Source organism: Acidocella sp. KAb 2-4 (assembly GCF_020567705.1).
Lineage (GTDB): Bacteria > Pseudomonadota > Alphaproteobacteria > Acetobacterales > Acetobacteraceae > Acidocella.
On record NZ_JAJDJU010000001.1, the window covers coordinates 84,953 to 110,814 of the forward strand.

Annotated in this window: 24 protein-coding genes and 1 tRNA gene; 14 read left to right on the top strand and 11 right to left on the bottom strand. The window is 66.7% G+C overall.

Translation table 11 applies throughout. The annotated features are described in order from the left end of the window. The first annotated feature begins 8 nt into the window (after nucleotides 1-8). The 7 genes from LI953_RS00405 to LI953_RS00435 are packed head-to-tail and all read left to right on the top strand — an operon-like array spanning nucleotide 9 to nucleotide 7,846. Entirely contained in the window at nucleotides 9-1,448 is a 1,440-nt protein-coding gene (locus LI953_RS00405) for a type II and III secretion system protein family protein (RefSeq protein ID WP_227073992.1), read from the top strand. Nucleotides 1,449-1,462: 14 nt separating this feature from the next. Further along, nucleotides 1,463-1,756: a hypothetical protein gene (locus tag LI953_RS00410; protein WP_227073993.1), complete on the top strand. Its 294-nt coding sequence runs from the start codon at nucleotides 1,463-1,465 to the stop codon at nucleotides 1,754-1,756. A gap of 40 nt (nucleotides 1,757-1,796) precedes the next feature. Then, complete coding sequence (locus LI953_RS00415) at nucleotides 1,797-3,059, top strand: histidine kinase (protein ID WP_227073994.1); 1,263 nt, start codon at nucleotides 1,797-1,799, stop codon at nucleotides 3,057-3,059. A 6-nt stretch (nucleotides 3,060-3,065) separates the two neighbouring features. Next, a complete protein-coding gene (locus tag LI953_RS00420; protein WP_227073995.1) occupies nucleotides 3,066-4,469 on the top strand; it encodes a CpaF family protein in 1,404 nt (467 codons plus the stop codon). After that, entirely contained in the window at nucleotides 4,469-5,455 is a 987-nt protein-coding gene (locus LI953_RS00425) for a type II secretion system F family protein (RefSeq protein WP_227073996.1), read from the top strand. Before LI953_RS00420 ends, LI953_RS00425 begins: the two co-directional genes overlap by 1 nt. Nucleotides 5,456-5,477: 22 nt before the next feature. Beyond that, nucleotides 5,478-6,404 (top strand): type II secretion system F family protein, encoded by a 927-nt coding sequence (locus LI953_RS00430; protein ID WP_227073997.1) that lies wholly within the window; start codon nucleotides 5,478-5,480, stop codon nucleotides 6,402-6,404. 23 nt (nucleotides 6,405-6,427) lie between these two features. Continuing rightward, nucleotides 6,428-7,846, top strand: coding sequence for an SPOR domain-containing protein (locus tag LI953_RS00435; protein WP_227073998.1), 1,419 nt, complete (start codon nucleotides 6,428-6,430; stop codon nucleotides 7,844-7,846). Nucleotides 7,847-7,906: 60 nt separating this feature from the next. Here the strand turns inward: LI953_RS00435 and gltX are convergent, their stop codons facing one another. Then, nucleotides 7,907-9,301, bottom strand: a complete 1,395-nt coding sequence (gene gltX / locus LI953_RS00440) for a glutamate--tRNA ligase (RefSeq protein WP_227073999.1) — start codon at nucleotides 9,299-9,301, stop codon at nucleotides 7,907-7,909. A gap of 79 nt (nucleotides 9,302-9,380) precedes the next feature. Here gltX and LI953_RS00445 point away from each other — a divergent pair, with 79 nt between their 5' ends. Then, complete coding sequence (locus LI953_RS00445; RefSeq protein ID WP_227074000.1) at nucleotides 9,381-11,387, top strand: ComEC/Rec2 family competence protein; 2,007 nt, start codon at nucleotides 9,381-9,383, stop codon at nucleotides 11,385-11,387. Nucleotides 11,388-11,424: 37 nt separating this feature from the next. Continuing rightward, on the top strand, nucleotides 11,425-13,536 hold the full coding sequence (locus LI953_RS00450) for a GumC family protein (RefSeq protein WP_227074001.1): 2,112 nt from the start codon (nucleotides 11,425-11,427) through the stop codon (nucleotides 13,534-13,536). On the opposite strand, the gene LI953_RS00455 is transcribed toward LI953_RS00450, so the two are convergent. Next, entirely contained in the window at nucleotides 13,533-13,742 is a 210-nt protein-coding gene (locus LI953_RS00455; protein WP_227074002.1) for a hypothetical protein, read from the bottom strand. The genes LI953_RS00450 and LI953_RS00455 overlap by 4 nt on opposite strands. Nucleotides 13,743-13,751: 9 nt before the next feature. Beyond that, complete coding sequence (locus LI953_RS00460) at nucleotides 13,752-14,753, bottom strand: acyltransferase (RefSeq protein ID WP_227074003.1); 1,002 nt, start codon at nucleotides 14,751-14,753, stop codon at nucleotides 13,752-13,754. 70 nt (nucleotides 14,754-14,823) lie between these two features. Here LI953_RS00460 and LI953_RS15545 point away from each other — a divergent pair, with 70 nt between their 5' ends. From LI953_RS15545 to map, 5 genes are all read left to right on the top strand, one after another. Then, nucleotides 14,824-16,023, top strand: coding sequence for an outer membrane beta-barrel protein (locus LI953_RS15545; RefSeq protein WP_227074004.1), 1,200 nt, complete (start codon nucleotides 14,824-14,826; stop codon nucleotides 16,021-16,023). Between the two features lie 56 nt (nucleotides 16,024-16,079). Further along, complete coding sequence (locus LI953_RS00470; RefSeq protein WP_227074005.1) at nucleotides 16,080-16,763, top strand: WecB/TagA/CpsF family glycosyltransferase; 684 nt, start codon at nucleotides 16,080-16,082, stop codon at nucleotides 16,761-16,763. Nucleotides 16,764-16,811: 48 nt separating this feature from the next. Continuing rightward, nucleotides 16,812-17,096 carry a hypothetical protein gene (locus LI953_RS00475; RefSeq protein ID WP_227074006.1) on the top strand — a complete coding sequence of 95 codons (285 nt, stop codon included), beginning with the start codon at nucleotides 16,812-16,814 and terminating at the stop codon, nucleotides 17,094-17,096. Next, complete coding sequence (gene fumC / locus LI953_RS00480; protein ID WP_227074007.1) at nucleotides 17,096-18,496, top strand: class II fumarate hydratase; 1,401 nt, start codon at nucleotides 17,096-17,098, stop codon at nucleotides 18,494-18,496. Before LI953_RS00475 ends, fumC begins: the two co-directional genes overlap by 1 nt. 69 nt (nucleotides 18,497-18,565) lie before the next feature. Continuing rightward, on the top strand, nucleotides 18,566-19,366 hold the full coding sequence (gene map / locus LI953_RS00485) for a type I methionyl aminopeptidase (protein ID WP_227074217.1): 801 nt from the start codon (nucleotides 18,566-18,568) through the stop codon (nucleotides 19,364-19,366). Between the two features lie 113 nt (nucleotides 19,367-19,479). Here map and hpf read toward each other — a convergent pair whose 3' ends face one another. The 8 genes from hpf to LI953_RS00525 form a co-directional block, all read right to left on the bottom strand. Continuing rightward, nucleotides 19,480-20,085, bottom strand: a complete 606-nt coding sequence (hpf, locus tag LI953_RS00490) for a ribosome hibernation-promoting factor, HPF/YfiA family (protein ID WP_227074008.1) — start codon at nucleotides 20,083-20,085, stop codon at nucleotides 19,480-19,482. A 56-nt stretch (nucleotides 20,086-20,141) separates the two neighbouring features. Beyond that, nucleotides 20,142-21,617 carry an RNA polymerase factor sigma-54 gene (gene rpoN, locus LI953_RS00495; protein ID WP_227074009.1) on the bottom strand — a complete coding sequence of 492 codons (1,476 nt, stop codon included), beginning with the start codon at nucleotides 21,615-21,617 and terminating at the stop codon, nucleotides 20,142-20,144. A gap of 101 nt (nucleotides 21,618-21,718) precedes the next feature. Then, on the bottom strand, nucleotides 21,719-22,468 hold the full coding sequence (gene lptB, locus LI953_RS00500) for an LPS export ABC transporter ATP-binding protein (protein WP_227074010.1): 750 nt from the start codon (nucleotides 22,466-22,468) through the stop codon (nucleotides 21,719-21,721). After that, nucleotides 22,465-23,346 carry an LptA/OstA family protein gene (locus LI953_RS00505; protein ID WP_227074011.1) on the bottom strand — a complete coding sequence of 294 codons (882 nt, stop codon included), beginning with the start codon at nucleotides 23,344-23,346 and terminating at the stop codon, nucleotides 22,465-22,467. The genes lptB and LI953_RS00505 overlap by 4 nt, the downstream gene beginning before the upstream one ends. Beyond that, nucleotides 23,343-23,996, bottom strand: coding sequence for an LPS export ABC transporter periplasmic protein LptC (gene lptC, locus LI953_RS00510; protein ID WP_227074012.1), 654 nt, complete (start codon nucleotides 23,994-23,996; stop codon nucleotides 23,343-23,345). The genes LI953_RS00505 and lptC overlap by 4 nt, the downstream gene beginning before the upstream one ends. After that, on the bottom strand, nucleotides 23,993-25,009 hold the full coding sequence (locus LI953_RS00515; RefSeq protein ID WP_227074218.1) for an SIS domain-containing protein: 1,017 nt from the start codon (nucleotides 25,007-25,009) through the stop codon (nucleotides 23,993-23,995). The genes lptC and LI953_RS00515 overlap by 4 nt, the downstream gene beginning before the upstream one ends. Nucleotides 25,010-25,072: 63 nt before the next feature. Beyond that, on the bottom strand, nucleotides 25,073-25,702 hold the full coding sequence (locus LI953_RS00520; protein WP_227074013.1) for a ribonuclease D: 630 nt from the start codon (nucleotides 25,700-25,702) through the stop codon (nucleotides 25,073-25,075). A 28-nt stretch (nucleotides 25,703-25,730) separates the two neighbouring features. Continuing rightward, nucleotides 25,731-25,817: transfer RNA gene (locus LI953_RS00525), tRNA-Leu, on the bottom strand. Nucleotides 25,818-25,862: the final 45 nt, after the last annotated feature.

Consider the following 25,862-nt stretch of genomic DNA (forward strand, 5'->3'; position numbering starts at 1 on the left):
TGCGCAGCATGAAACATCTCACGGGCGCCGGGTTCGCCGTCGCCGCCGCGCTTGGTGGCTTCGCCTCGCTCGCTCATGCGCAGACCATGCCAGGTGATGGCAGCGGCGCCGCCACGCCCGCGCCCGCCAGCGCGCAGCCGCCGGCGCCGTTGCCGCCGCCGTTTTTTGGCTCGCTCGCTATGGCGCAGGGAAAGGGCAAGCTGATCAAGCTGCCCCGTCCGGTGGCAAATCTGTTCGTTGCGGATGACAGCATCGCCTCGGTGCGCCCCGCCAGCCCCGGGGTGATGTTCGTGTTTGGCAAGCAGCCTGGCACCACCGACATTGTCGCCACGGACCAGGACGGCAACCGCATCGCCCAATATGCGGTCACCATCTCGCCGTCTGATTACCAGAGTTCCATGGTGCAGTCGCAATCGGCCTCGGTCGCGCCTGGCAGCGGGGTGACGGCGCAGAGCGTGCCGGGCGGCATGGTCGTGCGCGGCACGGTGCAAACGCCAGAGGAAGCCGATAACCTCATCAATAGGGCCAAGGCGGTTTCCGGCGGCAACGTGATCAACGAGCTGAACGTGAACGAGCCGATTCAGGTCGAGCTCAAAGTCCGCATCGCCTCGATGTCGCGCAATGTGACGCGCGAGCTTGGTATTGATTGGGGGGCGGTCGGTTCCTCCGGCATCAAGATTGGCAAATTCGTGCTCACCGGGCAGACGGGCTCGGCGGCCGCATCGCTGGCGTCTCAAACCCAAGGGCAACTTGGCGTCACCTTCCCCGGCGGCACCTTTGAGGGGGTGGTGGACGCGCTGGCCACGGACAACCTCGCCCATGTGCTGGCGGAGCCGACGCTCACCACGCTCTCCGGCACCCAGGCGAATTTCCAAGTCGGCGGGCAGTTTCCAATCCCTGCCGCGTCCGGCACAAATGGCACGGTGTCCGTAACCTATAAGGATTACGGCGTGCTGCTGAGCTTCATCCCCACAGTGCTGTCTGATGGTCGCATCGCGCTGCAGGTGGCGCCGCAGTTCAGCACCTTGAATACCGCCAACTCGTCGGTGGTGAGCACGGGCACCTCGAATCAGGCCTTCGCGGTACCCTCGTTGAATGTAACCGCCGCCTCGACCACGGTCATCCTTGGCAGCGGCCAAGGCATGGCCATTGCTGGGCTGCTCGAGGATACCACCAACCAGGTTGATAACGGCGTTCCCGGTCTGAGCGAGATCCCGCTGCTCGGCGCGTTGTTCCGCGGTGACGCCTTCCAGCGTCAACAGCAGGAACTGGTGATCACCGTGACTCCGTATCTCGTGAACCCGGTCAACAACCCCGGTGTGCTCGCCTCGCCTGATGATGGTTGGACCCCGGCGAATGATTTGCAGCGCATCCTGGAACTGCGCGATAACGGGACCGACACGGCGTCGACCCAAATCCCGGGCGATGCCGGGTTCATGGTGCAATGAAGGAGATGGCCCGCATGCGCTCCGCCCTGTTCTTCTCTTTCGGTCTCCTGGTACTGTCCCTTAGCGGCTGTGTCAGTCCGTTCGACCCCTATGGCCGCCCCGGCACATGGGCGGAAACCGGCGCCGCGAATGAAACCATTGCCCAGCAAGCGGCTGATAAATCCGACCTGCTGAGTGGCAAGTCGGAGCCCGGCAGCAATGGCATCATGGCCGTTGGCGGGGTTGAGCAGGCGCTGTCCAACAACGCGAAGACGCTCCAGAAACCGCTGAAGGCGACAACGCCTTACACCAGTATCAGCGTGCAATAAGCATGAGCCAGGTTTCCAGGCTTAGCCGATAGGAGGCTTTATGAACCAGCAAGGCGCTCGCAATGTGCAGAGTGATGGCGGATTGGTCAGCCGGCCGGACCGCATGACCGTTCTCGCCTTCCTGGGCGACCCGGCAACCGAGCAGGTGCTGCGCGATGGTCTGAGCGAGCTCGTGGCCAATGGCATGGAGATCCGCCGCGGCACGGTGCGCACCGCCATTGCCGCCATGGCCAAGATGCAAACCCCCGAGGTGCTGATCGTCGATATCGCTGGCGAGGACCAGCCGCTACACGCGCTCGGCGAGCTTTCCGATGTGGTCGAGCCCGGCGTACGCGTGCTGGTGATCGGCGATAACGACGATGTCGATTTCTACCGCCACATCACGCGCGGCATGGGCGTGATGGAGTATCTGTTCAAGCCGATCACGCGCGAGGCGGTGGCGCGGCATTTCGCGCCGTTGATCACCCGCAAGACTGTGGGGCAAGACGCTACCCGCGGTGGCCGCGTGATCGCCGTGATGGGGGCAAGAGGCGGGGTAGGGGCCACCACCATCGCGGGCAATCTCGCCTGGCTGCTGGGCGTCATGGCCAAGCGTCACACCGTATTCGTCGAATCCGACATCCATATGGGCTCGGGCGCGCTGCTGCTCGGTGCCAAAACCGGTCCCGGCCTGCGCATGGCGCTGGAAACGCCTGACCGTATCGATCCGCTCTTCGTTGAGCGCGCCGCCCAGCCCGTGGCGGAGCGCCTGCAAGTGCTGGCTTCCGAGGAGAAACTCACCGATCCGCTGAATTACGCCTCCGGCGCGGCGCGGCGCCTGATCGAGGCGCTGCGCGTGCGGTACAACTTCATCGTGCTGGACGCGCCGTTCCTGCCGATGCCATGCAATCGCGAGCTGATTGAGTTCGCGCATCACCGCGTCATCATAATGGACCCCTCCCTGGCCTCGGTGCGCGATACGCTGCGCCTGCTCAGCCTGCCCAACGGCCCGTGGCAGCCGCAAAGCCCGACCATCGTGCTGAACCGCCAGGGCCGCCCTGGCGGCCTGACCCGCAAACAGATCGAGGAGGCGTTGAAGGTCAAGATCGACATCGTGATCCCCGATATTCCAAAGCAACTCAATGAGTCGGCCAGCTTCGGCGAGCCCGCGATCGCCACGCGCGGCCCGTTCCGCCAGGCGATCATCGATCTCTCCCGCGAGATCGGCTTCGTCGCCGCGCGCGAGGATGCCGTGATCGAGAGCACGGCGCAGCTCGCCTCGGTTGGCGGCATCTTCAAGATGCTTGGATTCAGCAAGGGATAGTCGCGCATGTCCGATGGCAGCCTGCCCACTTTTGGCCGCCGCCGCGCCGAGGCCGCCGCCGTGAACGGCGCGGCGGCGGTGCCGTCGGTGCAGCCGGTGCCGAATGCGCCCGTGGCCGAAGCGCCGCGACCGCCGGTTGAGGGCACCATCACCGTCCGCCCGGAAATCACCGAGCTGCGCAATCTCTGCCTCGCGCGGATGGATGCGACGGCGGTGGCCTCGTTGTCATCCGATCGCCTGCTGGTTGAGGTCGAGCGGCTGATTGCCGATCTCGCCACCGAGAAGCGCGTGCAGCTCAACGCGCGCGAACAGCGCGGTCTGGCCACCGAGCTGGTGGACGATATGCTGGGCCTCGGCCCGCTGGAGCCGCTGCTGCTCGATGAATCCATCACCGACATCATGGTCAACGGTCCCGACCACACCTTCGTCGAGCGTGGCGGCAAGCTCACCCAGGTGCCAGTGCGTTTCCGCGACTGGACGCATCTGACCAATATCTGCCAGCGCATCGCCGCCTCGGTCGGCCGCCGCGTGGACGAAGCCAGCCCAATGTGCGACGCGCGCCTCAAGGATGGCTCACGCGTCAACATCATCCTGCCGCCGCTGGCGATTGACGGCCCCTCCATCTCGATCCGTAAATTCTCCAAAAAGCCGATCGATTTCGAACGGCTAATCGGTTACGGCACGCTCACCCCGCCCATCGCCCGCGTGCTTGAAATCGCCGCGCGCTGCCGGCTCAACATCATTGTCTCGGGCGGCACCGGCTCGGGTAAGACGACGATGATGAACGCGCTGAGCCGCTTCATCGATCCGTCGGAGCGTATCGTCACGGTTGAGGACGCAGCCGAGCTGCAATTGCAACAGCCGCATATCGTGCGCCTGGAAACCCGCCCGCCCAGCCTTGAAGGCAAGGGCGAAATCACGGCGCGCGACCTCGTGCGCAACGCCCTGCGTATGCGCCCCGACCGTATCATCATCGGTGAGGTGCGCGGCGCCGAGGCCTTCGACATGTTGCAAGCGATGAACACCGGCCATGACGGCTCGATGTCCACGATTCACGCCAACAACACGCGCGACGCCTTGGCCCGTATCGAAAACATGGTGCAAATGTCGTCGATGGGCCTGACACCGCGCGCGATTCGCCAGCAGGTGGTGTCATCGGTGAACATGATCGTGCAGGTGGAGCGCCAACGCGATGGCGGCCGCCGCGTGGTGCAGGTGACCGAGATTGCCGGCATGGAAGGCGAGACGCAGCTGCTCAACGACATCTTCAAGTTTGAGGTCACCGGCGAAACCGCGACCGGGCGCCTGACCGGGCGCTACGAGGTCAGCCGGATCCGCTCCACCTTCCAGGAACGCCTGCAATATTACGGGCTGGACCGCGCCTGGATGAGCGCATTGGACGAAGCCTGATGTCGCCGCAGATCTTAATCCTGTTAAGCGTCGCGTTTTTTCTGCTGATCTTGATCGGCGTAAACGCACTGATGATCGTGCGCGCCCGCGAGCGCGAGGAGAGACTGAGCGCCCGCCTGCAGGACACGGTCGCCCCAGCGTCGCGCCCGGTGAGCCAGGCCAACGAGGATTTCTCGCTGGTGCGCACGGTTACCCGCAGCGAGCGGTTGAAGATGCGGGCCGCGGCGATGATCGGCGTGGACCTCAAACAGGCTGAGACCTACCCGATCAAATGGTGGCTGGTGCCGTTTCTCACCGCCGGGGTGACATGGTTCATGATGTTCCTGGCCTCGCATCCGCTCGGCGGCCATGCGGTGCTGTGGTTCTTCGTCAAAGTGTTCGGCTCGCCCGTCGCGTGGTGGATGCTCACCGGCTTCGCCTTCAACTGGTTCACCAACCGCCGCAACTCGCGGCTGGTGTCGCAATTCCCCGATGCGTTGAACACCATCGTGCGCTGCGTGCGCGTCGGCATTCCGATGGCCGAGGCGCTGCGCACCGTATCCAAGGATGCGCTGGAGCCGACCAAGATGGAATTCACCATCCTGGCCGATAAGGTCGCGATCGGCGTGCCGCTGGACGTGGCGCTGCGCGAATTGGCCGAGCGCATCAAGCTGACAGAGTACCAGTTCTTCGCCACCGCGCTCACGCTGCAGGCGCGCTCGGGCGGTGGCATCACGCAGACATTGGAGACGCTCTCCGAGGTCATCCGCAAGCGCGTGGGGCTGAAGGCGCGTGGCTACGCCCTCACCGCCGAGGCGCGCACCAGCGCGCTGATCCTCTCCGTGCTGCCCTTTGTCGCAGGTGGCGCGATTTTCGTGATGCAGCGCCAGTACATCATGCTTCTCTTCACCACGGCCAGCGGTCAGGCGGTGCTTGGCGCGGCGATCCTGCTCATGTGCATTGGCATGGGCGTCATCCAGTTCATGATCAGCAATGTCCTCAAATAGTTCCCCTCCCGTTTTCGGCCTTTTGCTCCTGCTGTTGCTGTTCCTGGCGCTGGTGAGCGCCGCCGGATTCATGCTGGTTTATGAGCTGGGCCGAAATGCGCGGCTGGCCAAACGGATCGATTTCGTCACCACTGGCGGGCAGGCCGAGTTGCCGGAGCCCACCAAGCACGATGGCGCGTTGCTGCTGCGGATCATCTCGGCCTTTGGCATGATCATCGCGCGCAGCGGCCTGCTCTCGCGCAAGACATTGGCGGAGATGACGGCGACCCTCGAGGGCATTGGCTTCAAGGGGGGGCGCGGCTTGGGGCTGTTCATCGGCTCCAAGATCCTGCTCGTGCTCGTCACCCCGATCTTCGCCTTCCTGTTCGCGCAGCACTCTCTGGGGCTGAAGGGGATGTGGCTGTATATCGCCACCGCCGGCGGCGCCATTGGCGGCATGCTGCTGCCCGAAACCATCGCCACCAACATCCGCACCCGCCATCTCGAAAAAGTCGCCGCCGGCGTGCCGGATGCGCTCGACATGCTGGTGATTTGCGCCGATGCGGGGCTCGCGCTGGAGGCTGGCATCGCCCGCGTGGCGCAGGAGATTTCGATGCTCAACCCCGATCTGGCGGCGGAGTTGCAACAGACCTCGCATGAATTGCAGATTGGCTCCGACATGCGCCAGGCCATGGACTCGTTAGGCCAGCGCACCGGGCTGGAAACCTTGAAGCGCTTAGCCACCACGTTGGCGCAATCGCTGCAATACGGCACGCCGCTCACCCAGGCGCTGCGCTCGCTCTCCGCCGAGCTGCGCGCCGAGGCGCTGGTGAAGTTCGAGGAGCGTGCCGGTCGCCTGCCCACCCTAATGACCATGCCAATGATTTTGTTCATCCTGCCCTGCGTCTTTTTGGTTGTGGCCGGGCCGGCGATCATCAACGTCATGGCGACTCTGCACGGACATAAGTAAAAGATCTCATGAGCAAAAGACACATGGCTGCGACCGCTGTTTCCCGCCCCCGCCAGCGCACTGGCCGGGCCATGCTCTCCTTCGCCGCTGTGCTCGCGCTCAGCGCCTGTGCGCAAAACAACGCCAACACCCTAGGGGCCAGCACCTCGGCGCCCACAGGCACGATCGGCCCCAACACGCTCAACGTCGCGGATGCCGCAATCGCGGGCGGGGACCCGAACATGGCGCTGTCGGTGTCGCAATCCATCCTCGCCAACGACCCCAACAATGTTGATGCGCTGGTGCATGAGGGTGACGCTTATTATGCCCTTAACCGCTGCCCGGCAGCCGAAGCGGCATATCGTCTGGCGCTTAAGAACGACCCCCATTCTTCTGTCGCCGCCACCGGGCTTGGCCGCTGCCTGTTGAAGACCGATCCGAAGGGCGCCGAACAGGCTTTCATGGCCGCGGTGCAGGATGATCCGGGCAATGCCGATGCGTATAACGATCTCGGCATCGCGCGCGATCTGCAAGGCAATTTCGCCGGGGCGGTGGACCCGTATCAACAGGCGCTCAACGCCAATCCGGGCCTCACCGCGGCTGAGGTCAATCTTGGCCTGTCGCTGGCGCTCTCGGGCCACGGGCCGGAGGCGCTGCAATATCTCGGGCCGCTGGCCACAGGGCAGGGCGCCACGCCGAAGATCCGCGAGGATTATGCGGCCGCGCTGGTCGCCGTGGGGCGCAATGACGAGGCGCGCCAGGTGCTCTCAGTGGATCTGCCGCCCGACCAGGTGAACAGGGCAATGGCCGGGTTCTCGGCGCTCATCGCCAGTTCGGTCCAGGCGCCACCGTCACCGCCTGCCCCCGCGCCGACCGTGCCGCAGGCCCCAGCCACCCCGGTCTCCGCCGCGCCGATCGACACGCCCGCCAGCACCGCGCCCACGCCACTGCAACCCGCCAGCGATCCGGCGCCCGTCGCGCCGCAAGCCGTGGCGGTCCCGCCGCCCGCGCCCGTGGTGCCGCCGTCTCCGGCTCCCGTGGCGGCCAGTGCGCCACCAGCCAACCCCGACGCGGCCTATGTCGGCCCCTCGCCGATTCCGGGGGCGGTTTCCTCCTCCACGGGCGGCAATGTATCCGCTCCGGTCGCCGCGCTCGCCCCGGCCCCCGTCGCCATGGCGGCGGTGCCGCCCGCCCCCGCTGCCGAGGCCGCGCCAAGCAGCGGCGCCGCCGTGCAGTTGGGGGCGCTCAATTCCCAGGCCGCGGCGCGGCACCAGTGGCACAAGGTCGCCGCCCGCTACCCGGATTTGTTCCGCGGCAAGGCGCCTGAAATTACGCAGGCCGCGGTTAACGGCAAAACCTATTACCGCTTGCGCGTGGCGGGGTTCTCGGGCGAGCGCGAGGCCGAAAAGTTTTGTGCCCGGTTATCCGCCAAGGGCGGGGCCTGCACCGTCGCCGCCTTCTGAGCCGCGCATTAAAAAACCGCCCGGGAGACCGGGCGGTTTTTTGTTGGCCTGCTCCGCGCTTTAAGCCGTGACGGCGGCGATACGTTTGAGGCTTTCGTCCTTGCCCAGCGCGACCAGCGTGGCGTCGATGCCAGGGCTCATCGTGCTGCCGGTGAGCGCCGCGCGCAGCGGCTGCGCCACCTGGCCAAGCTTGCGCCCCTCCGCCTCGGCGAAACCGCGCAGGGCCGCGTCGATCGCCGTACCCTCAAACGCCACGCCCGTCAGAACACCGTGTAGCCGGCCCAGCATCTCCCGCGCCTCCAGCGTCAGCAGCGCCTCGGCCTTGGGCTCGAAGGGCAGCGGCACCTCACGCGCCAGGAAGGCCGCCGAGGCCGTCAGCTCCTCCAGCGTCTTGGCCCGCTCCTTCAGCCCCGGCATCAGGGCCAGGATGCGCGCCATCGCCTCGGTGCCCACGGTGTGGCCCGATTTCACCAGCCGCTCCACCACCTCGCCGCGCAGGCGCTCATCATCGGCCTGGCGCAGCCACATGCCGTTCAGATGCGTGAGCTTGGCGTAATCCATGCGGCTCGCGGCGCGGCCGACACCGTCCAGCGTGAACAGCGCGATCTGCTCGTCGCGGGCAAGGAATTCGGCATCGCCATGGCCCCAGCCCAGGCGCAGCAGATAGTTGCACAGCGCCTCGGGCAGGAAGCCCTGTTCGCGGAATTCCAGAATGCTCACCGCGCCATGGCGCTTGGAGAGCTTCGCGCCATCGGCGCCGTGGATCAGCGGGATATGCGCGAATTGCGGTTTCTCCCAGCCCATCGCGTCATAAATCTGGATCTGCCGGAAGGTGTTGGTCAGGTGGTCATCGCCACGGATGACATGGGTGATGCCCATGTCATGGTCGTCGCAGACCACGGCGTGCAGATAGGTCGGCGTGCCGTCCGAGCGGAGGATGATCATGTCATCCATCTCGGCGTTCTTCACCCGCACCTCGCCCTGCACCAGATCATTCAGCACCACCTCGCCCTCGCGCGGGGCTTTCAGGCGGATCGCCGGCTTCACGCCAGCCGGGGCTTCGGCGGGGTCGCGGTCGCGCCAACGGCCGTCATAGCGGGGAGGGCGCTTCTCCGCCATCGCCTGCTCGCGCATCGCGGTCAGCTCCTCGGGCGTGCAATAGCAGCGATAGGCCTTGCCTTCGGCCAGGAGCTGGATCGCCACCTCCACATGCCGGGCTTCGTTTTTGGTTTGATACACGGGCGGCGCGTCGGCATGCAGGCCGAGCCAGTCCAGCCCGTCCAGGATCACCTGCACCGCTTCCTGCGTCGAGCGCGCGCGGTCGGTATCCTCGATGCGGAGCAGGAACTCGCCGCCGTGGTGGCGGGCGAAGAGATAATTGAACAGCGCGGTGCGCGCGCCACCGATATGCAGCAGACCGGTGGGAGAGGGGGCGAAGCGGGTACGGATGGTCATGCCCGCCTGTTACCCTTTTGCGGCGGATTGTGCCAGCGTGGACAAATGGTTAACCTCCAGTTGCAACCGGAGGTAGTTTGTGGGCGAGGCTTTTGCGCGCTGGGTAGAGGCCGAGCATGGCCGCTTCATGCTGCTGCTGCCCGTCGCCATGGGGGCGGCGATCCTGCTCTATTTCACCCTGCCTGCCGAGCCGCCGCTCTGGCTGGGTGGGGCGGCGCTGGGGGTGAGCGCGGCAGCACTGGCCCTGGGCTGGCGGCATCTCTATCTGCGCTTCCTGGCCGCGCTGGCGCTGGCGGCCGCGCTCGGCTTCGCCCGCGCCGAGTGGCGCACGGCCGCCGAGCCGCCCATGGCCTTCATTCCCACCGGCGTCATCAAGCTCAGCGGCACGGTCGCGCGCATCGAGTTCATGCCCCAGGGCGGCGCGCGCCTCACCCTCGCCGCGCCCCGCCTCGATGGCGGCCCGCCTCTGCCGCGCCGGGTGCGCATCCGGCTGCGCGCGGGCGACCCGGCGCCGCTGCGGGCGGGCGAGGGCGTGCAATGCTACGCCATGCTGTTCGCGCCCGACCGCCCGGCCTATCCCGGCGGCTGGGACCAGGGGCGCGACGATTTCTTCGCCGGGCTCAACGCCGCCGGTTTCGCGCTGAACGACCTCACCATCCTCAACCCAGCCCCGCCAGACCATTTGGGCGACGCGCTGCAAACCCTGCGCGCCGATATCGCCGCCACCATCCTGGCGGTGCTGCCGCCCGAGACGGGATCCATCGCCGTCACCCTGCTCACGGGCGACGAACAGGTGATCCCGCCGCCCGAGCGGCAGAATTTCGTCGAAGCCGGGCTGGCGCATATCCTGGCCGTGGCGGGGCTGCATGTCGGCATCGTGATGGGGCTGGCCTTTGCGGTATCACGCTATCTGCTCACGCGGCATGAGCACACGGCGCTGCGCTGGCCGACAAAATCCATCGCCGCCGCCTGCGCCTTGCTGGCCGGGTTGGGTTACGCGGTGCTCACCGGGGCACATCTGCCCATCATCCGCAGCTTGGCCATGGCCAGCCTCGCCACGCTGGGGGTGTTCGTGGGGCGCAAGGCGGTGTCGCTGCGCGGGCTGGCGGTGGCGGCGATGGCGCTGATGCTCGCCACGCCCGAAACCGTGCTCGGCACCAGCTTCCAGATGAGTTTCTCCGCCGTGCTGGCGCTCATCTCGGGCTATGCCGCCGTGCAGCGGGGCTTCACCCGGTTTCATGCCGCGCGCTCGCGCCTGGGCAATGGGGTGATGCATGTGCTCGGCCTCGCCTATACCAGCCTACTCGCGGGCGGGGCCTCGATGCCCTTCGCCGCTTACCAGTTCCAGCAGCTTCAGCCCTATTGGATTCCGGCCAACCTGCTCGCCGTGCCGCTCACCGCGTTCTGGATCATGCCGCTTGGGCTGGTGTCGCTGGTGCTGATGCCGGTGCATGCGGCGGCGCTGGCGCTCATCCCGATGGGCTGGGGCATCCGCGCCATTGTCTGGGTCACCGGTATGATCGCACGCTGGCCGGACGCGCTGTTGCCCATCGCGCCCATCCCCAGCGGCGCCATCCTGCTGATCGCCGCCGGGCTGATCTGGCTGTGCATCTGGCGCTCGCCGCCGCGCCTGGCCGGGCTGGGGGCGATGGCGCTCGGCGTGGCGCTGGCGGCGACTTCGCGCCCGCCGGATGTGCTGGTCTCCGCCGATGCCGGGCTGATCGCCATACATTCCGGCGGCACTGTGTATCTGGTGGCGCCGCGCAAGCGCGACCGCTTCACCCTGGAGCAATGGGGCGCGGTCTGGGGCGCCACGCCGCTTACCCCGGCGCAATGCCCCGGCGCAACCTGCCAGCTCGGCAAAGTGCTCTACGCCGCCGCACCACTCGTCGATTGCACGGGCGCCGCGCTCGCCGTGTCTCCGGCCGTGCTCGGCGGTTGCGCTGCGCCGGTGGTCATCGACCGCATGGCCGTATACCGCGACGGCGCCATCGCCGCCTGGCTGCGTGGCGGCAAGGTGGTGCTGCGCACCGACCGCGCGGCACAAGGGACACGCCCCTGGGTTGCGCCATACCCACAACTATAAATTGTCACCATGTTAAGGTTTTGTTAGGAGTCGGGGCATGAGTCTCACCTTGCCCAGCCTCGCCGTGCCCGTCGCGCCTGGCCTTGCCGACCAGCTGCTCAGCCTGCGCCGCCGCTGGCGTATCATCTTGGCCTGCACGTTGCTGGTGCCGGGCTGCGCCGGGGTGGCATTGCTGTTCATGCCGCTCAGCTACACCGCCACCGGCACCGTGCTCTACGACCCGATGAGCGCCACCGTGCCCGGCAACAGCAACGAGCAGACGCTGGTGCTCGACCTCGCCAACCAGGACGCCGTGGTGGCCAGCCAGGGCGAGGTGATCGCCAGCCTGCCGGCGGCGGCCGAGATCGCCCGGCAGCTTGGGTTCGACAAGACCGATGAATACAACCCGGCCCTGGCCGCGCGCTATTTTCCGCTCTCGCTGCTGCCCCGCCCGAAACCGCACAGCGATGCGCGCATTGCCGACGCCGCCCGCCGCGCCCTGAACGTGCAAGTCGTGCCCGGATCGCGCGTGCTCAGCGTGTCCTTCACCAGCACCTCGGCCCAGCGCGCCGCCGATGCCGCCAATCTGGCGATGACGCTCTATCTCGACCATGAGCGCGATGTCTCCTTCGCCGCGCTCAGCGACGCGCAGAGCTGGCTGGAGAGCCACGCCGCCGACGTGCAGGCCCAACTTGACGCCTCGGAGGCCGAGCTGGCCCAGGCGCGCACCGCGGCGGGAGTGGTGCAGGGGGCGCAGGCCACCCTCACCAGCGAGGCCGCGAGCCATCTCGCCGCTTCACTCACCGACGCGCAGGCCGCCCTGGCCATGGATCAGGCCCGCCTGGACGCCGCCGCCAACGGCGGCGACGCCGCGGCGGCCAATGCCGCCATCGCCCCCAATCTGCAGCCGCTGCGCAAGGAACAGGCCGATCTCGCGGCCCAGGTGCAGTCGCTGGCGGCGCAATACGGGCCGGACTACCCCGATCTGATCACCGCCCGCGCGCAGCTCGCCACCATCGCCGCCGAGATCAACGCCGAAACCGGGCGGGAGCTGGACGCCGCCCGCGCCCAAGTGGCGGCGGATCAGGCGCAGGTCGCCGCGCTACAAAAGGCGCTGGACGCGGCGCGCGCGCAAAGCCAGAGCGTGGACGCCGAATCCGCCCCCGTGCGCGCGCTAGAGCAGCGCGTGGATGCCGGGCAGGATATGCTGCGCGCCATAACCCGGCAGGCCGACCAGCTGGCGCAGGATGCCTCGCTCACCAAGCCGGATGCGCGCATCCTCTCCGCCGCCGCCCTGCCCACCGCGCCGAGCGGCCCGCATCGCTGGCTGATCCTTGGCGCCTCGCTGGGGCTGGGCTTCTGCCTGGGCGTGCTGCTGGCCGGGCTGCGCGATGTGCTGGACACATCACTGCGCTCGGGCGTCGATATCCGCGCGCAATTCGGTCTCTCCTGCTATGGCTTGCTGCCCGAAACCCCGGAGCCGCAGGTAATGGCGTTGCAGGCACCGTTTTCGCTTTATGCCGAGCAGCTGCGCTCGCTGCGCGCGGGGCTGGGGCTGCATGAGGGGGCGGGCCGGATCATCGCCATCACCGCCGCCCGCCCGGGCGAGGGCAAGACGACGCTGACCATCGCGCTCGCCCGCTCGCTCGCCGCCGCTGGCCTGCGCGTGCTGGCGGTGGATGGCGATATCCGCCAGCCGAGCTTCGACCCCGTGTTCCGCAGCGCCGGGCGGCCGGGACTCACCGATTATCTCGCCGGGCTGGCGGGGGTGGATGAGGTGATCCTGAGCGATGAGCTGACCAGCCTGAAGATCCTGCCCGCCGGCACCCAGGCCAAGGCCGCGCTGTCGCTGTTTCTCTCCCCGGCGCTGCCGCGGTTTCTCTCGCTCCTGCGCGGCGATTACGACGTCATCCTGATCGACGCCCCGCCCGCCTTTGCCCTGGCCGAGGGGCGGGTGCTGGCGCGGCTGGCCGACGCCGCGCTGCTTTGCATCCGCTGGGGGCAGACGCCGCGTCGCGTGGTGCGCGCCGCCATCACTTTGTTGCAGGAAGCCGGGGTGGTGCTCGCGGGCACGGCGCTGACGCGCGTGGATGCCGCCCAGCACGAGAAATCAGGCTTTGCCGACGCCGAGATCTACCAGCCGCGCTATGGCGGCTATTTCAGGCATTAAACCTTCCGCTCCCGCCCGGCGAGCAGCACGATATAGGCGCGCAAGCCGGGCAGCATGATGCGCCGGCGCCAGTCGATGGCATGGGCCACGCGGCTGCGCATGGCGAAATGCAGTTCGATCGCCTCCAGCTGCGCGCGCGAGAAGCTGGCTGCCAGCTCGGGCGGCAGCCGGGCGAGAAACCGCGCCATGTCCGGGTTGCCCGCCATGGCGCGGGGTCAGTCGGTCAGCTTGTCCAGAACCGGCACATGCACCAACACGCCGCGTTTCAGCGCCATCGGCCCGAGCACGCCGGCCAGCATGAGCAGCGTGGCGAACCAGGGGAAATTCGCGCCATCCCACGAGACCCAGCGCAGCAGCGCGCCTTTGGCAAACCCGATGCACAGCGTGTTGAACAGGTAGATCATGAAACTGTACCGCCCCAGGACCAGAAAACTTTGCCTGAGCCGAGAGTCGCGCATCTGCCTTAAGAAACCATGAAGCGCGGGGAAAGACAGGGTGCCGACGGCGAGCATCACCGGCGCCTGCGGCCAATGCCGCCCGCAGAGCGCGATGCCGCCGAGCGCCACGAGAAACAGCGCCATCGCCGGTTTCCAGGCGCGGCCGAGGACGCCCAGCCAGCGCTCGCCCAGTAGCCCGGCCCCCGCCCCCAGCAGGAAGAACAGCGCATAGCGTCCGATGCGGTCGGCATAGGCATAGGCGGGCAGGGGCAACGCATAGAGCGCCAGCGCCGCGCCGATGAGCCAGGGCAGGCGGCGCGGCCGCCCATCCAGCGCCGCCATGCTGGCCAGGCTGACCACGAACAGCACGAACAGATACCAGATGCTCAGCGCCGGGCTGGCCGCCGTGTGCCAGAGCAGGCCGTTTAGCCCTGCCCCGAGGCTGGCGGGGGCGTTGTCGACATGCATGAGCGGGGCCAGCGTCAGCTTGCCCGCCAGCACCAGCGCGCCGAGCCCGAAGAACGGCAGCAGCAGCCGCCTGGCCCGCGCCGCCGCCACGCCAGGCCAAGCCGCGCGCGGGCGCAGCAACATGCCCGTCTCCGCCGCCACCAGCCCGCTCAGATAGAGGAAGAACGGCATGTGGAACGCGTAAATCGCCTGGCGCAGCGGCTCATACCAGCCCACGCCCCTGGGGTCGGCCCGCGCCACCAGATGGCCGAACACCACGAACAGGATGGCGAGCCCCTTCGCCGCGTCGATATCCGCCCGTCTTGGCCGCACGAAAATTAACCTGTAGTTGTTTTTTCAACTATATGTTGCATATCGTTAATGTGAAAGACATCATCCGACCGTGGCCAAGCCTTTCCTTCCCGCGCTGGCGGCCTGCCTGATTTTGGCTCCCCCTGCCGTCCGAGCGCAGCAGATCGACCTGCTGCTGCCCGAAGGCGGCGTGCCCGGCTACGGCGAAAAATTCAGCGTCCTCAACGAACATCGCGAGACAGCCACCGGCGCCACAGGCTGGGAATGGAACGGCGTGACCCTGGCGCCCCGGATTACGGTTGGCGGCGGCTATGATTCCGCCCCCAACGGCGCGGTTGCCTCGGCCCGGCTCAATGCCGCGCCGAGCCTGCTGCTGACCGATCCGGTGGCCGGGTTCGGCGCCTACGCGGTGGTCGATACCGCCGCCTACCCGCAAGACGCGGCACAGAACACGGTCAGTGCCGCGCTGGCGGCGGGGGAGCGCGTGACCCTGCCGCGCGAGGTCATCACCCTTGCCGGGGGCTATCTGCGCGGCGCGGTCACGGAGTTCGACATCAATGCCGGCCCGCTCTACCGCCCGCTGGCATTCACCCTGCGCGACTTGCGGGCCAGCGACGAAATCACCGCCGGGCTGTTCACCGTCACCCCGGAGGTCGAGGCCGATGTGTTCCGCTTCCCCAAGCGCACGGCGCTGGACCGGACGGACATGCACGAAACCGCCACCATCGCGTACAGCCAGGGCGGGCCGCTCGATTATGTCATCCGGTTGCACGCCACTCAGTCCGATTACGGCCATGTCTTCCCCGCCGCCGACACCGACGAGTTTCTGGCCGGGGTGGAGGATCGGGAGGACGGGCTGTGGACCGTGTCGTTCCTGGCAGGCGCAGCGCGGCGGCAGTCGCGCGATGCCAGCCTCACCGCCCCGGTGCTGGAGGCGCGGCTGGATTGGCGGCCGACCTCGCTCGACCAGGTGCAACTCAACCTTGCGCATGAGATCGACGATCCCGATGAGATCAGCGCCACGCCGTACCGGCTGACCGAGGCGAAACTCAGCATCATCCACGATTATCTCGAAAACGTGATATTCAAAGGCGTCGCAAAAGTCTCAAATGCGGCATATATGAAAGAAAATTGGAACGAGACTCTGTTCACCGCTAGTTTGGAGATGGAATGGTCGCTGTCGCCGCGCCTCACCCTCAATGGATGTTACGTTTTCAACAACCGGCAGGCGAATTTTCTCTCGGCGGCGAGCGAGCACGTGCTCACCATGCAGTTGGCATGGAGTCCCTGAATCCTCCTATTATTTCCTTACTTGATATTGAATTCAGCAATTTATCGCAGGAGGCGGTGCTGTCGCGCCTGCTGGCCCGTCCGCCGCAAGCCCGTTTCGCTTATGTGGTGACACCCAATGCCGACCATATCGAGCGGCTGCTGCGTATCCCCCGGCTGCGTGGGGTCTACCGGCGCGCGATGATGTGCTTGCTGGATTCATATGTCGTCGCCCTGACGGCGAAATGCCTCGGATTACCACAACCAGAAGTCGTTTCCGGCGCGGATCTGACCGCGGCGCTGCTGCCGCGGCTCGCGGGGCAGCGCGTGGCCGTGATCGGCATGCGGGAGGCTGAGTTCGAGCTATTGGCGGCGCGCTACCCGGATGTGGAATTTCTGCACCACCAGCCGCCCATGGGGCTGCTGTACAACAGCGCGGCCTTTCACGCGGCGGCGGATTTTGTATGCGAGGCCGGGGCGCCGTTCACCTTTTTCGCGGTCGGCTCGCCGGTGCAGGAGTTGCTGGCCTATGCCGTCGCCGCGCGCAGCGACTCAGTCGGCCTTGGCCTGTGCGTCGGCTCGGCGCTGCTGTTTGCCGGCGGGTCCGTCAGCCGCGCCCCGGTGTGGATGCGCCATGCCGGGCTTGAATGGCTTTATCGTCTGGCGCAGGACCCGGTGCGGCTGGCGGGGCGCTACCTGATCTCCGACCCGCGCGCCCTGGCCGCGCTGGCTTGCGCGGCGCTCAAGCAAAAATTGCACTGATTTTTTCCGCGCGGGGCGCTAGCATGGCACCACCGGCTTGGAGGTGGCATGGTGGAGTTCGCCCCGGAAAAACGCAAAGCCAGCGATGATTCGCTATGGGCGGTGGTGGCCACCATTGGCCGCGTCATCCGCATTGCCGAAGTCTTCCCCAACAGGAACGCCGCATTACGCGACCAGGCTTGGCGCGAGGCGGAGGTGCGGGCTTATGCCGGGTTTCTGGAGCGGTCGGGCCAGCTGATCCCGTGCTACAGTGTGCGCCCGATCCGGCGCACAGACCTGCCCCGGCGCTGGAAGCCGCTCCCCGCGCTCGGCTTTCTCAACGGGAATCTGTGATGGCCGAACCCCGCATCGAGCATGACGCGCTGGGCGAAGTGGCGGTGCCCGCCGCCCGGCTCTGGGGCGCGCAGACCCAGCGCAGCCTGGAGAATTTCGTCATCGGGCGGCGTAATTACGTGTGGGGCAGGGCGGTGATCCGCGCCTTCGGGCTCCTCAAACAAGCCGCCGCCGAGGCGAATCTCGCGCTGGGCCAACTGCCCGAGGCCAAGGCACGGCTGATCATCGCCGCGGCGCGGGAGGTGGCTGGGGGCCAATGGGATGACGAGTTTCCGCTCGTGGTGTTCCAGACCGGCTCGGGCACCCAGACCAACATGAACGCCAATGAGGTGATCGCCAACCGCGCCATCCAGATGGCGGGCGGGGCGCTGGGCAGCAAAACGCCGGTCCACCCTAATGACGACGTGAATCACAGCCAATCCTCTAATGATGCCTTCCCCACGGTGATGCACATTGCCGCCGTCGAGGCGCTGCACGATAAGCTGTTTCCGGCGGTGCGGCGGCTGGCCGGGGTGTTCGCCGCCCTGGCCGTGGATTATGCCGGAGTGGTGATGACCGGGCGCACGCATCTGCAAGACGCCACGCCGGTTACGCTCGGGCAAGTGATCTCGGGCTGGCAGGCGCAGCTCATGGCGGCGCTGGAGGGGCTGGAGGCGACGCTGCCGGGGCTTTACGAGCTGGCCATCGGCGGCACGGCGGTCGGCACGGGGCTGAACGCGCATCCGGATTTCGGCGCCACCGTGGCGGCGGGGCTGGCGCGGGAGACAGGCCACCCCTTCCGCCCCGCGCCCAATAAATTCGCCGCGCTTTCGGCGCATGACGCGCTGGTCGCCGCCTCCGGGGCGGTGCGTGTTTTGGCCGGAGCGGCGATGAAGATCGCCAATGATGTGCGCTGGTACGCCTCCGGCCCGCGCACTGGCATCGGCGAATTGCTGATCCCCGAAAACGAGCCGGGCTCCTCAATCATGCCTGGCAAGATCAACCCCACCCAAGCCGAGGCGCTGACCCAGGTGGCGGTGCAGGTGTTCGGGCTGGACCACGCCATCGCCTTCGCCGGCAGCCAGGGCAATTTCCAGCTTAATGTTTACAAGCCGCTGATACTGCATGATTTTCTGGATGAAGTTACGCTGCTGGCCGAGGCGCTGGAGAGTTTCACCAGCCATTGCGCCGAGGGCATCTCCCCCGCCCGCCCGCGCATCGCGGAGAATCTGGCGCGCAACCTGATGCTGGTGACGGCACTGAACCCGCATATCGGCTATTCCCGCGCCGCCGAGATCGCGCTCAAGGCGCACCACGAGGGGCTGACCCTGCGCGAGGCGGCGCTGAGCCTCGGTGTCGCGCCCCAGGATTTCGACGCCTGGGTCAACCCCGAGGCGATGACCCGCCCGCTGCCGCGCTGACCTTGTTTTGTCACGCGCGGAGCGCATGTGATAAGGCTGCGCGGCAAGACTAGGTTAGGGGTGTTGATGATGGATGGTGGCGCCGAATCGCGGCGGATAGCAATTCACGGGCCGGAGGATTTCGCGCCGATGCGGGCGGCTGGGCGGCTGGCGGCCGAGACGCTGGACATGATCGGCGCGCATGTCGTGCCGGGCGTAACGACCGAGGCACTGAACCAGCTCTGCCACGATTTCATCACCTCGCATGGCGCCACCTGCGCGCCGCTGAATTATCGCGGCTTCCCGAAATCCATCTGCACCTCGATCAACCATGTCGTCTGCCACGGCATACCGGGCGACAAGAAGCTGCAAGACGGCGATATCGTGAATATCGATGTCACCGTGATTTTGGATGGCTGGTATGGGGATTCGAGCCGCATGTACGTGGCTGGCACCGCCAGCACCCGTGCCAAGCGGCTGATCGAGGTGACGTATGAGGCGATGATGCGCGGCATCGCCCAGGTGAAGCCGGGCAACACCTTTGGCGATATCGGCTACGCCATTCAGAGCTATGTCGAGGCGCAGCGTTTCTCGGTGGTCCGAGATTTCTGCGGGCATGGCATCGGACGCAATTTCCACGAGCCGCCCAACGTGCTGCATTTCGGCCGCAAGGGCGAGGGCGCGGCGCTGAAGCCGGGCATGTTCTTCACCATCGAGCCGATGGTGAATATCGGCCGCCCGGAGGTGAAGGTGCTGGACGATGGCTGGACAGCGGTGACGCGCGACCGCTCTCTCTCGGCGCAGTTTGAGCACATGATCGGGGTGACGGAGACCGGGTGCGAGATCTTCACCCTCTCGCCCAAGGGCTACACCGCCCCGCCCTACGCGTAAGGGATAGTCCCAAACTTTTGGCGCGGTGCGAATTAACCATAATCTGGTTAATTTTTATAACTTATTGTTGGAAAACAAAAAACCGGCGGGATTGCTCCCGCCGGGGACGTGTTTCAGGCGCTCACGCCCGGATCGATCCAGCCGACATTCCCATCCGGCCGCCGATAGACCACGTTGAGCTGGCCGTTTTTGGCGTTGCGGAACATCAACACCGGTTGAAAGGCCAGATCCATTTTCATCACCGCGTCGCGCACGGAGAGTGTCTCGATCGAGGTTGTGGATTCGGCGACCACGGCGGCGTGCAGGGCTTCCCCATTCACGGCGGCAGGGGCCGGGTGATCAGCCGAGTCGTGCTCAACTTCGGGCTCAGGCTTCAGCACATATTGCGTGCCGCTCTGCGGCTTGGCGCGGTTGCCGGCTTCGCGCGCATGTTCCGACACACGGCGGCGATACCGGCGCAGGCGCTTGGCGATATGTTCGGCAGCGTCGTCGAAGGCGCCATGCGCGTCCGCGGCTTCACCCTCGCCGCGCACGGTAATCCCGCGCCCGGCGTGCATATTGATGTCACAGGTGAAAAAACTGCGGGCTCGGCTGAAGGTGACCTGAGCTTCCAGCGCGTCATCGAAGTACTTGCTGGTGATGGTCTCCAGCGCTTTGTTCACATGAACGCGCAGGGCATCCGACAATTCGACTTGTTTGCCTGAGACCGTTAATTGCATGGTCTTCTCCCGACTAGAATGGCTCGATTATATGAGGGGCCTTCCTTAAGCCCCCGTTACGCGGGTTGCTTCTCCCGCCTGCGCTGCGCCGAGCCTGGTATACGCAACGCTTCCCTGTATTTGGCCACGGTCCGCCGTGCTATGTCTATGCCTTCTTTTTGCAATATTGCCGCGACGGCATCGTCTGACAGAATATTTTTTGGATCCTCCCCCATGATGATCTGGCCGACGCGGTAGCGCACCGTCTCGGCCGAGTGGGTTTCGCCATTGGCGCCGGCCAGGGCGGTGGTGAAAAAGAATTTCAGCTCGAAGATGCCGCGCGGCGTGGCGATGGATTTGTTGGAGGTGACGCGGCTAACCGTGCTCTCATGCAGCTCCACCTCGGCGGCGATATCGCGCAGCGTGAGCGGGCGCAGATGCGAGATGCCGTGGCGGAAGAAACCCTCCTGCCGGCGCACGATCTCGGCGGAAACGCGCAGGATGGTCTGGGCGCGCGATTCGAGCGCCTTCACCAGCCAGGTGGCGCTCTGCATCTGCTCGGAGAGGAAGCCGCGCGTCTCGCGCGACGAGGAAGCCAGCATCCGGGCATGGAAGCCGCGGCGGATGAGCAGGCGCGGCATGGTCTCGGGGTTGATCTCCAGCAACCAGTCGCTTTGGCCTTCGGCGGTGAGCGGGGCCGGGCGCATCAGCACGTCCGGGATCAGCGGGCGCAGGGGCTCGATGTCGTAGCCCGCGCCGGGTTTTGGGTCGAGGCGCCTGATCTCGGCCACCATGTCGGCGAGGTCTTCGGCATCCACACCGCAAATCTCTTGCAAGGCGCGCAACTCGCGCCGTGCCAGCATCTCCAGATGGCCGAGCAGCGCCTGCATCGCCGGGTCGAGCCGGTTCTGCTCGGCCAGTTGTGCGGCCAGACACTCGGCCAGATCCACCGCGAACAGCCCGGCGGGGTCGAAGCGCAGCATCTTCGCGCGCACGGCCTCAAGCTGGTCCCGGCTTACCCCCAGCGTCATGGCCAGGGCCTCGGGGGGTTCGGCCAGCCGCCCGGCGGGGTCGAGTGCCGCGATCAGCGCCGCGGCGATGGCGAGTTCGGCGCGGCTGGAAAAGGCGAGCCGGGCCTGCTGCTCCAGATGCTCGCGCAAATTCGGTTTTTCGGCCCCGAGTGTGTCAAGCGGGTCCCAATCCTCGCCGCCCTCGGCCATGCCACCGTTGCCATAGCCATCGGCGGCGGTGCCGGGGTCGTAGAGACTGCTCGGGTCGATATCCAGCGGCGCCTGGTCTGGCGCGGGCATCACGCCGCTGGCGCCGAAGCTCGTCGCATCGGGCGGCTCAGGCGTGGCGTCGGGCACTGCGACGCTGCTGCCCTCATCGCGCTCAAGCAGCGGATTTTTCAGCAATTCTTCCTCGACGAAGGCGCTAGCCTCGAGGTTGGAGAATTGCAGCAGCTGGATCGCCTGACGCAATTGCGGGGTCATCACCAGCGATTGCGATTGTCGCAGATCCAGTCGCGGCCCGAAGGAGGGAGCAAGAGCCATGCCAAAAGGCTAATGCCTTTTCAGCCGCATTCCAAGCATTTTGGCCCGGAAACTGCATGGGAAATCGCCCGCCTTGCCGGAGGGCGGCCCAGGCGCTTGATTTACAAGCTGAATTTCTCGCCGAGATAGACGCGCCGCACATCCTCATGCGCCACCACCTGCTCGGGGTTGCCCTCCATCAGCACCTGGCCATCATAGAGGATATAGGCGCGGTCGATGATCTCCAGCGTCTCGCGGACGTTATGGTCGGTGATCAGCACGCCGAGGCCGCGATGCTTGAGATGCGAGACGAGATCGCGGATCTCAGCCACGGCGATTGGGTCGATGCCGGCCAGCGGCTCGTCGAGCAGGATGTAATTGGGGCCGGTGGCCAGGGCGCGGGCGATCTCGACCCGGCGGCGCTCGCCGCCCGAGAGGGCCAGGGCCGGGGTGCGGCGCAGATGCGAGATGCTGAATTCGGCCAGCAGCGCGGCCAGAATATCCTCGCGCTTGTCGCGGTCTGGCTCCACCACGTCGAGCACGGCCATGATGTTTTGCTCGACGGTGAGGCCGCGGAACACGCTGGCCTCCTGCGGCAGATAGCCGATGCCCAGGCGCGCGCGGCGATACATGGGCAGGCTGGAGATCTCGGCGCCGTCGAGCGAGATGGTGCCGCTATCGGGCGCGATCAGGCCGACGATCATATAAAACGTCGTGGTCTTGCCAGCGCCATTGGGGCCGAGCAGGCCGACGGCCTCGCCGCGCTTGACCGCGAGCGAGACATTCCGCACCACCGGGCGCTTTTTATACTGCTTGCCAAGCCCGGTGGCGACCAGCCCGGCCTGCGCCGGGAGAGAGGCGGCGGCGCTCATGGCGTGGCTCCGCCCGAGCCGGGCACGATCACGCCCGAGACCTGCCCGCCCGGCGAGGCGAGCAGCGTGGCGACGCCAGTCTTCATATTCACCAGCGCATCGCCTCCGGCGAGTTCGTTCGGGCCGTGGATGATATGCACATTGCCGCCGAGCCGCGCCTCGCCCGTGGGAGGCAGATAGACACCGGAATCGCCGGTCGCCGTGTCGGTGCCGGTATGGATGACGACATGGCCCACGGCTTCGACCTTTTCCAGCTGCCCGGTATCGGCCAGACCCGGCGCGCCGCCCGCGGCGGGCTGGGGGCTGGCGGCGAGATAGCCGGTGATGACATCGGCTGCGATCGAGCGGCCGTTATCGGTGGTGATGGTGGCGTTGCCGCGTGCCACCGCCATGTGTTTGGCGGAGTAATACTCCACCGATTCTCGCGCGGTGATGGTGTCTTGCGGGGTGGTGAGCTTGAGCGCGCCGCCGGTGAGCACCAGCACCTGATCATCCATGCTGTAAACCGCGCGGTCGCCCCAGGCATTGTCGGTGGCGGTGTAGATGTGCACATGGCCGACGGCTTCCAGCTCGTAGAGCTGCCCGCCGCCTTGCGCCAGCGATTCGGCGGGCGCCGGCTGGGTGGCGGATGGCGCCGCGTCCGGCTTCTTGCGGTAATGCGCCACCAATTCGTCGGCGACGACGGTGACATCGCCGCGCACCGCCCTGGCGCCGCCCGTGGCGGTAACGGTCTGGGCATCCTGCGACCATGTGATGGCGCCGCTGGCGCTGATTTGCACCGGCTGGGGCGGGGCGCCCGGCTTGCCGCCGAGGTCGAGGTTTTGCGCGGCGGCGGGGGTGGCGAGCAGCGCCGCCAGCGGAAACAGCAGATATTTCATTGCGCCTGCATCAGGGTCAGCGTGGCCGGGCCGTTAAAGGTGATCTGCGCGCCATGCCCGGTGACGGTGAAGCCGTTGGCGGCGGCGAGGGTGCCAAACGGCCCCTGAACCTGCACGGGGCTGGTGGAGGCGGCCGTGCCGGCGTGCAGATCGACATCGGCGGCCGTGGTGTTCAGGGTGGTGCCGTCATTGCGGTAGAGCGTGACGTTATTGGTCAGTGTCAGCGTGTCGGTCTTCGGGTGATAGAGCCCGGAATCGGCTTTCACCATCAGCCACGCGCCAGATTTAAGGGTGATGTCACCCTCCGGGGCGGTCAGGGTCACGTTGTTGCCGTCGGTCTCCACCGCGCTGTCGGCGGTAACGGTGAAGGGCTGGCCGTTCTGGTCGGTGCCCCGGTATTTAACGCCGAGCAGGCGGGAGGACGGGGTGTCGGCGGTGCCGGGCTGCACATGGTAGGAGACGCGGTCGGCATCCGGCCCGGAGCGCCAATACGGCGCCAGGGCCAGGGCCACCAGCAGCAGCGCCGCGGCCACGGGCAGCAGCTTCTTCAGCAGCGCCACGCGCGCACCCCGGCGCGCCAGCGCGGCCGGATTTTCCGCGTCGTGACGGCGGATACTGTCGATCAGGTTCTGGCGGGTGAGGGGGCTCATACGAAGCCCGCCCGCAGCAGATCATGAATATGCAGAATTCCGCGCACCATATTCGCCTCATCGACCACAAATAAGGCGGTAACAGGGCGGGTGGGGGCGTTCATCTCGCGTAGCGCATCCTCGGCCAGCGCTTCGGGGGCGATGGTCTTGGGGGAGCGGTTCATGATCTCTTCGACCGGGCGGCAGAGCAAATCCGGGCTCATCGCCCGGCGCAGGTCGCCATCGGTGACCACGCCCAACAGCCGGTGCTGCGCGTCCACCACGCCCAGCAGGCCGAAGCGTTTGGCGGTCATGGTGATGAGCGCCTTGTCCATGGTGATGCCGGGGGCGACCAGGGGCAGCTCATCCTCTTTATGCATCAGCTCGCGCACGCGCTTGAGCCGCGCGCCCAGCTTGCCGCCGGGGTGGAAGCTGCGGAAATCGGTGGCGGTGAAGCCGCGCCGGGCGAGCAGCGCCACGGCCAGGGCGTCGCCTAGCGCCATCTGCAAGGTGGTGGAGGTGGTGGGGGCGAGGCCGATCGGCCCGGCCTCGGGCGCCGGGGGGAGTTGCAGCAGGATGTCGCCCGCCTGGCCCAGCGTGCTCTCGGCCTTGGAGGTTATGGCGATCAGCGGCAGGCCGAAGCGATGGGCGTGGCCAACGATCGCAGCCAGTTCCTGCGCCTCGCCGGAATTGGAGAGCGCGATCACGGCGTCGCCGCGCACGATCATGCCGAGATCGCCATGCGCGGCCTCGGCTGGGTGCACAAACAGCGCGGGGGTGCCGGTGGAGGCCATGGTCGCCGCGATCTTGCGCGCCACATGGCCGGACTTGCCCATGCCGGTGACGACGACGCGGCCCGTGATGTTGAGCAGGGCCTCAACGGCGGCAATGAACGGCGCGCCCAGCGACGAAGCCAGCGCGTTGAGCGCCGCCGCTTCCGTGGCCAGCACGTCTCGGGCGATGGCGAGATCATCGGCGCCCTGGGGCGCGCGCGGCGCGTGAGTGTTGGGCAGGGTGGTGTCGCCAGAATTCATGGCGGAGATATGAAGAGCCGCGCGGTTGCGGTCAACCATGACCTTGACAACCCAGCTTGCCGGTTAATGCGCGAACAGGTCGGGCTCTTCATAGCCAAGCAGGTCCAGCTTGGCGCGGGTGGGCAGGAAATCATACGCCGCCTGGGCGATGGCGAGGCGGTTTTCGCGCTCCAGCAGCGCCCGCAGCCGCTCCCAGATCTTGTGCAGATGTAACACGTCCGACGCCGCGTAGGTGAGCTGCTCTGCGGTGAGGTTGAGCGCGCCCCAATCGGAGGTCTGCTGCTGCTTGGAGATTTCCACCCCGGCGAGGTCGCGGCAGAGATCCTTCAGCCCGTGGCGGTCGGTATAGGTACGCACCAGCTTGGAGGCGATCTTGGTGCAGATCACCGGCGCGGTGACGACGCCGAGGCCGTTCTCGATCGCCGCGATGTCGAACCGCGCGAAATGGAACAGCTTGGTCACGTTGGGGTTGGTGAGCAGGGCTTTCAGGTTCGGGCAATCCGCGCCGCGCCCGCCGAGCGCGGGGGGGATGATCTGCACCAGATGCGCCGTGCCATCGCCCGAGGAGAGCTGCACGAGGCAGAGCCGGTCGCGCCGCGGGTCGAGGCCCATCGTCTCGGTGTCGATGGCCACGACCGGGCCAAGATCGAGCCCCGCCGGAAGATCGTGCTGGTGCAGCGTGATCCCGTTCATGTTTTCACCTTGAATTTTTGAGGAAAAATGGTGCCCAGGAGAGGACTCGAACCTCCACGCCCTTGCGAGCGCTAGCACCTGAAGCTAGTGCGTCTACCAATTCCGCCACCTGGGCTTGCCATTTTTCGCGCCGCCCGGCTGCTATCCGGAGGGAGCGGCG

Bases quoted from the DNA above. Each gene is read 5' to 3' on its own strand.
- rpoN (WP_227074009.1), bottom strand. From the start codon at position 21,617: ATGGCTCTTGCTCCCTCCTTCGGGCCGCGACTGGATCTGCGACAATCG.
- LI953_RS00425 (WP_227073996.1), top strand. From the start codon at position 4,469: ATGTCGCCGCAGATCTTAATCCTGTTAAGCGTCGCGTTTTTTCTGCTG.
- LI953_RS00405 (WP_227073992.1), top strand. From the start codon at position 9: ATGAAACATCTCACGGGCGCCGGGTTCGCCGTCGCCGCCGCGCTTGGT.
- hpf (WP_227074008.1), bottom strand. From the start codon at position 20,085: ATGCAATTAACGGTCTCAGGCAAACAAGTCGAATTGTCGGATGCCCTG.
- LI953_RS00410 (WP_227073993.1), top strand. From the start codon at position 1,463: ATGCGCTCCGCCCTGTTCTTCTCTTTCGGTCTCCTGGTACTGTCCCTT.
- lptC (WP_227074012.1), bottom strand. From the start codon at position 23,996: ATGAGCCCCCTCACCCGCCAGAACCTGATCGACAGTATCCGCCGTCAC.
- lptB (WP_227074010.1), bottom strand. From the start codon at position 22,468: ATGAGCGCCGCCGCCTCTCTCCCGGCGCAGGCCGGGCTGGTCGCCACC.
- LI953_RS00505 (WP_227074011.1), bottom strand. From the start codon at position 23,346: ATGAAATATCTGCTGTTTCCGCTGGCGGCGCTGCTCGCCACCCCCGCC.
- LI953_RS00520 (WP_227074013.1), bottom strand. From the start codon at position 25,702: ATGAACGGGATCACGCTGCACCAGCACGATCTTCCGGCGGGGCTCGAT.
- LI953_RS00455 (WP_227074002.1), bottom strand. From the start codon at position 13,742: ATGGCGGGCAACCCGGACATGGCGCGGTTTCTCGCCCGGCTGCCGCCC.
- LI953_RS00450 (WP_227074001.1), top strand. From the start codon at position 11,425: ATGAGTCTCACCTTGCCCAGCCTCGCCGTGCCCGTCGCGCCTGGCCTT.
- fumC (WP_227074007.1), top strand. From the start codon at position 17,096: ATGGCCGAACCCCGCATCGAGCATGACGCGCTGGGCGAAGTGGCGGTG.
- gltX (WP_227073999.1), bottom strand. From the start codon at position 9,301: ATGACCATCCGTACCCGCTTCGCCCCCTCTCCCACCGGTCTGCTGCAT.
- LI953_RS00415 (WP_227073994.1), top strand. From the start codon at position 1,797: ATGAACCAGCAAGGCGCTCGCAATGTGCAGAGTGATGGCGGATTGGTC.
- map (WP_227074217.1), top strand. From the start codon at position 18,566: ATGGATGGTGGCGCCGAATCGCGGCGGATAGCAATTCACGGGCCGGAG.
- LI953_RS00420 (WP_227073995.1), top strand. From the start codon at position 3,066: ATGTCCGATGGCAGCCTGCCCACTTTTGGCCGCCGCCGCGCCGAGGCC.
- LI953_RS00475 (WP_227074006.1), top strand. From the start codon at position 16,812: ATGGTGGAGTTCGCCCCGGAAAAACGCAAAGCCAGCGATGATTCGCTA.
- LI953_RS00515 (WP_227074218.1), bottom strand. From the start codon at position 25,009: ATGAATTCTGGCGACACCACCCTGCCCAACACTCACGCGCCGCGCGCG.
- LI953_RS00435 (WP_227073998.1), top strand. From the start codon at position 6,428: ATGGCTGCGACCGCTGTTTCCCGCCCCCGCCAGCGCACTGGCCGGGCC.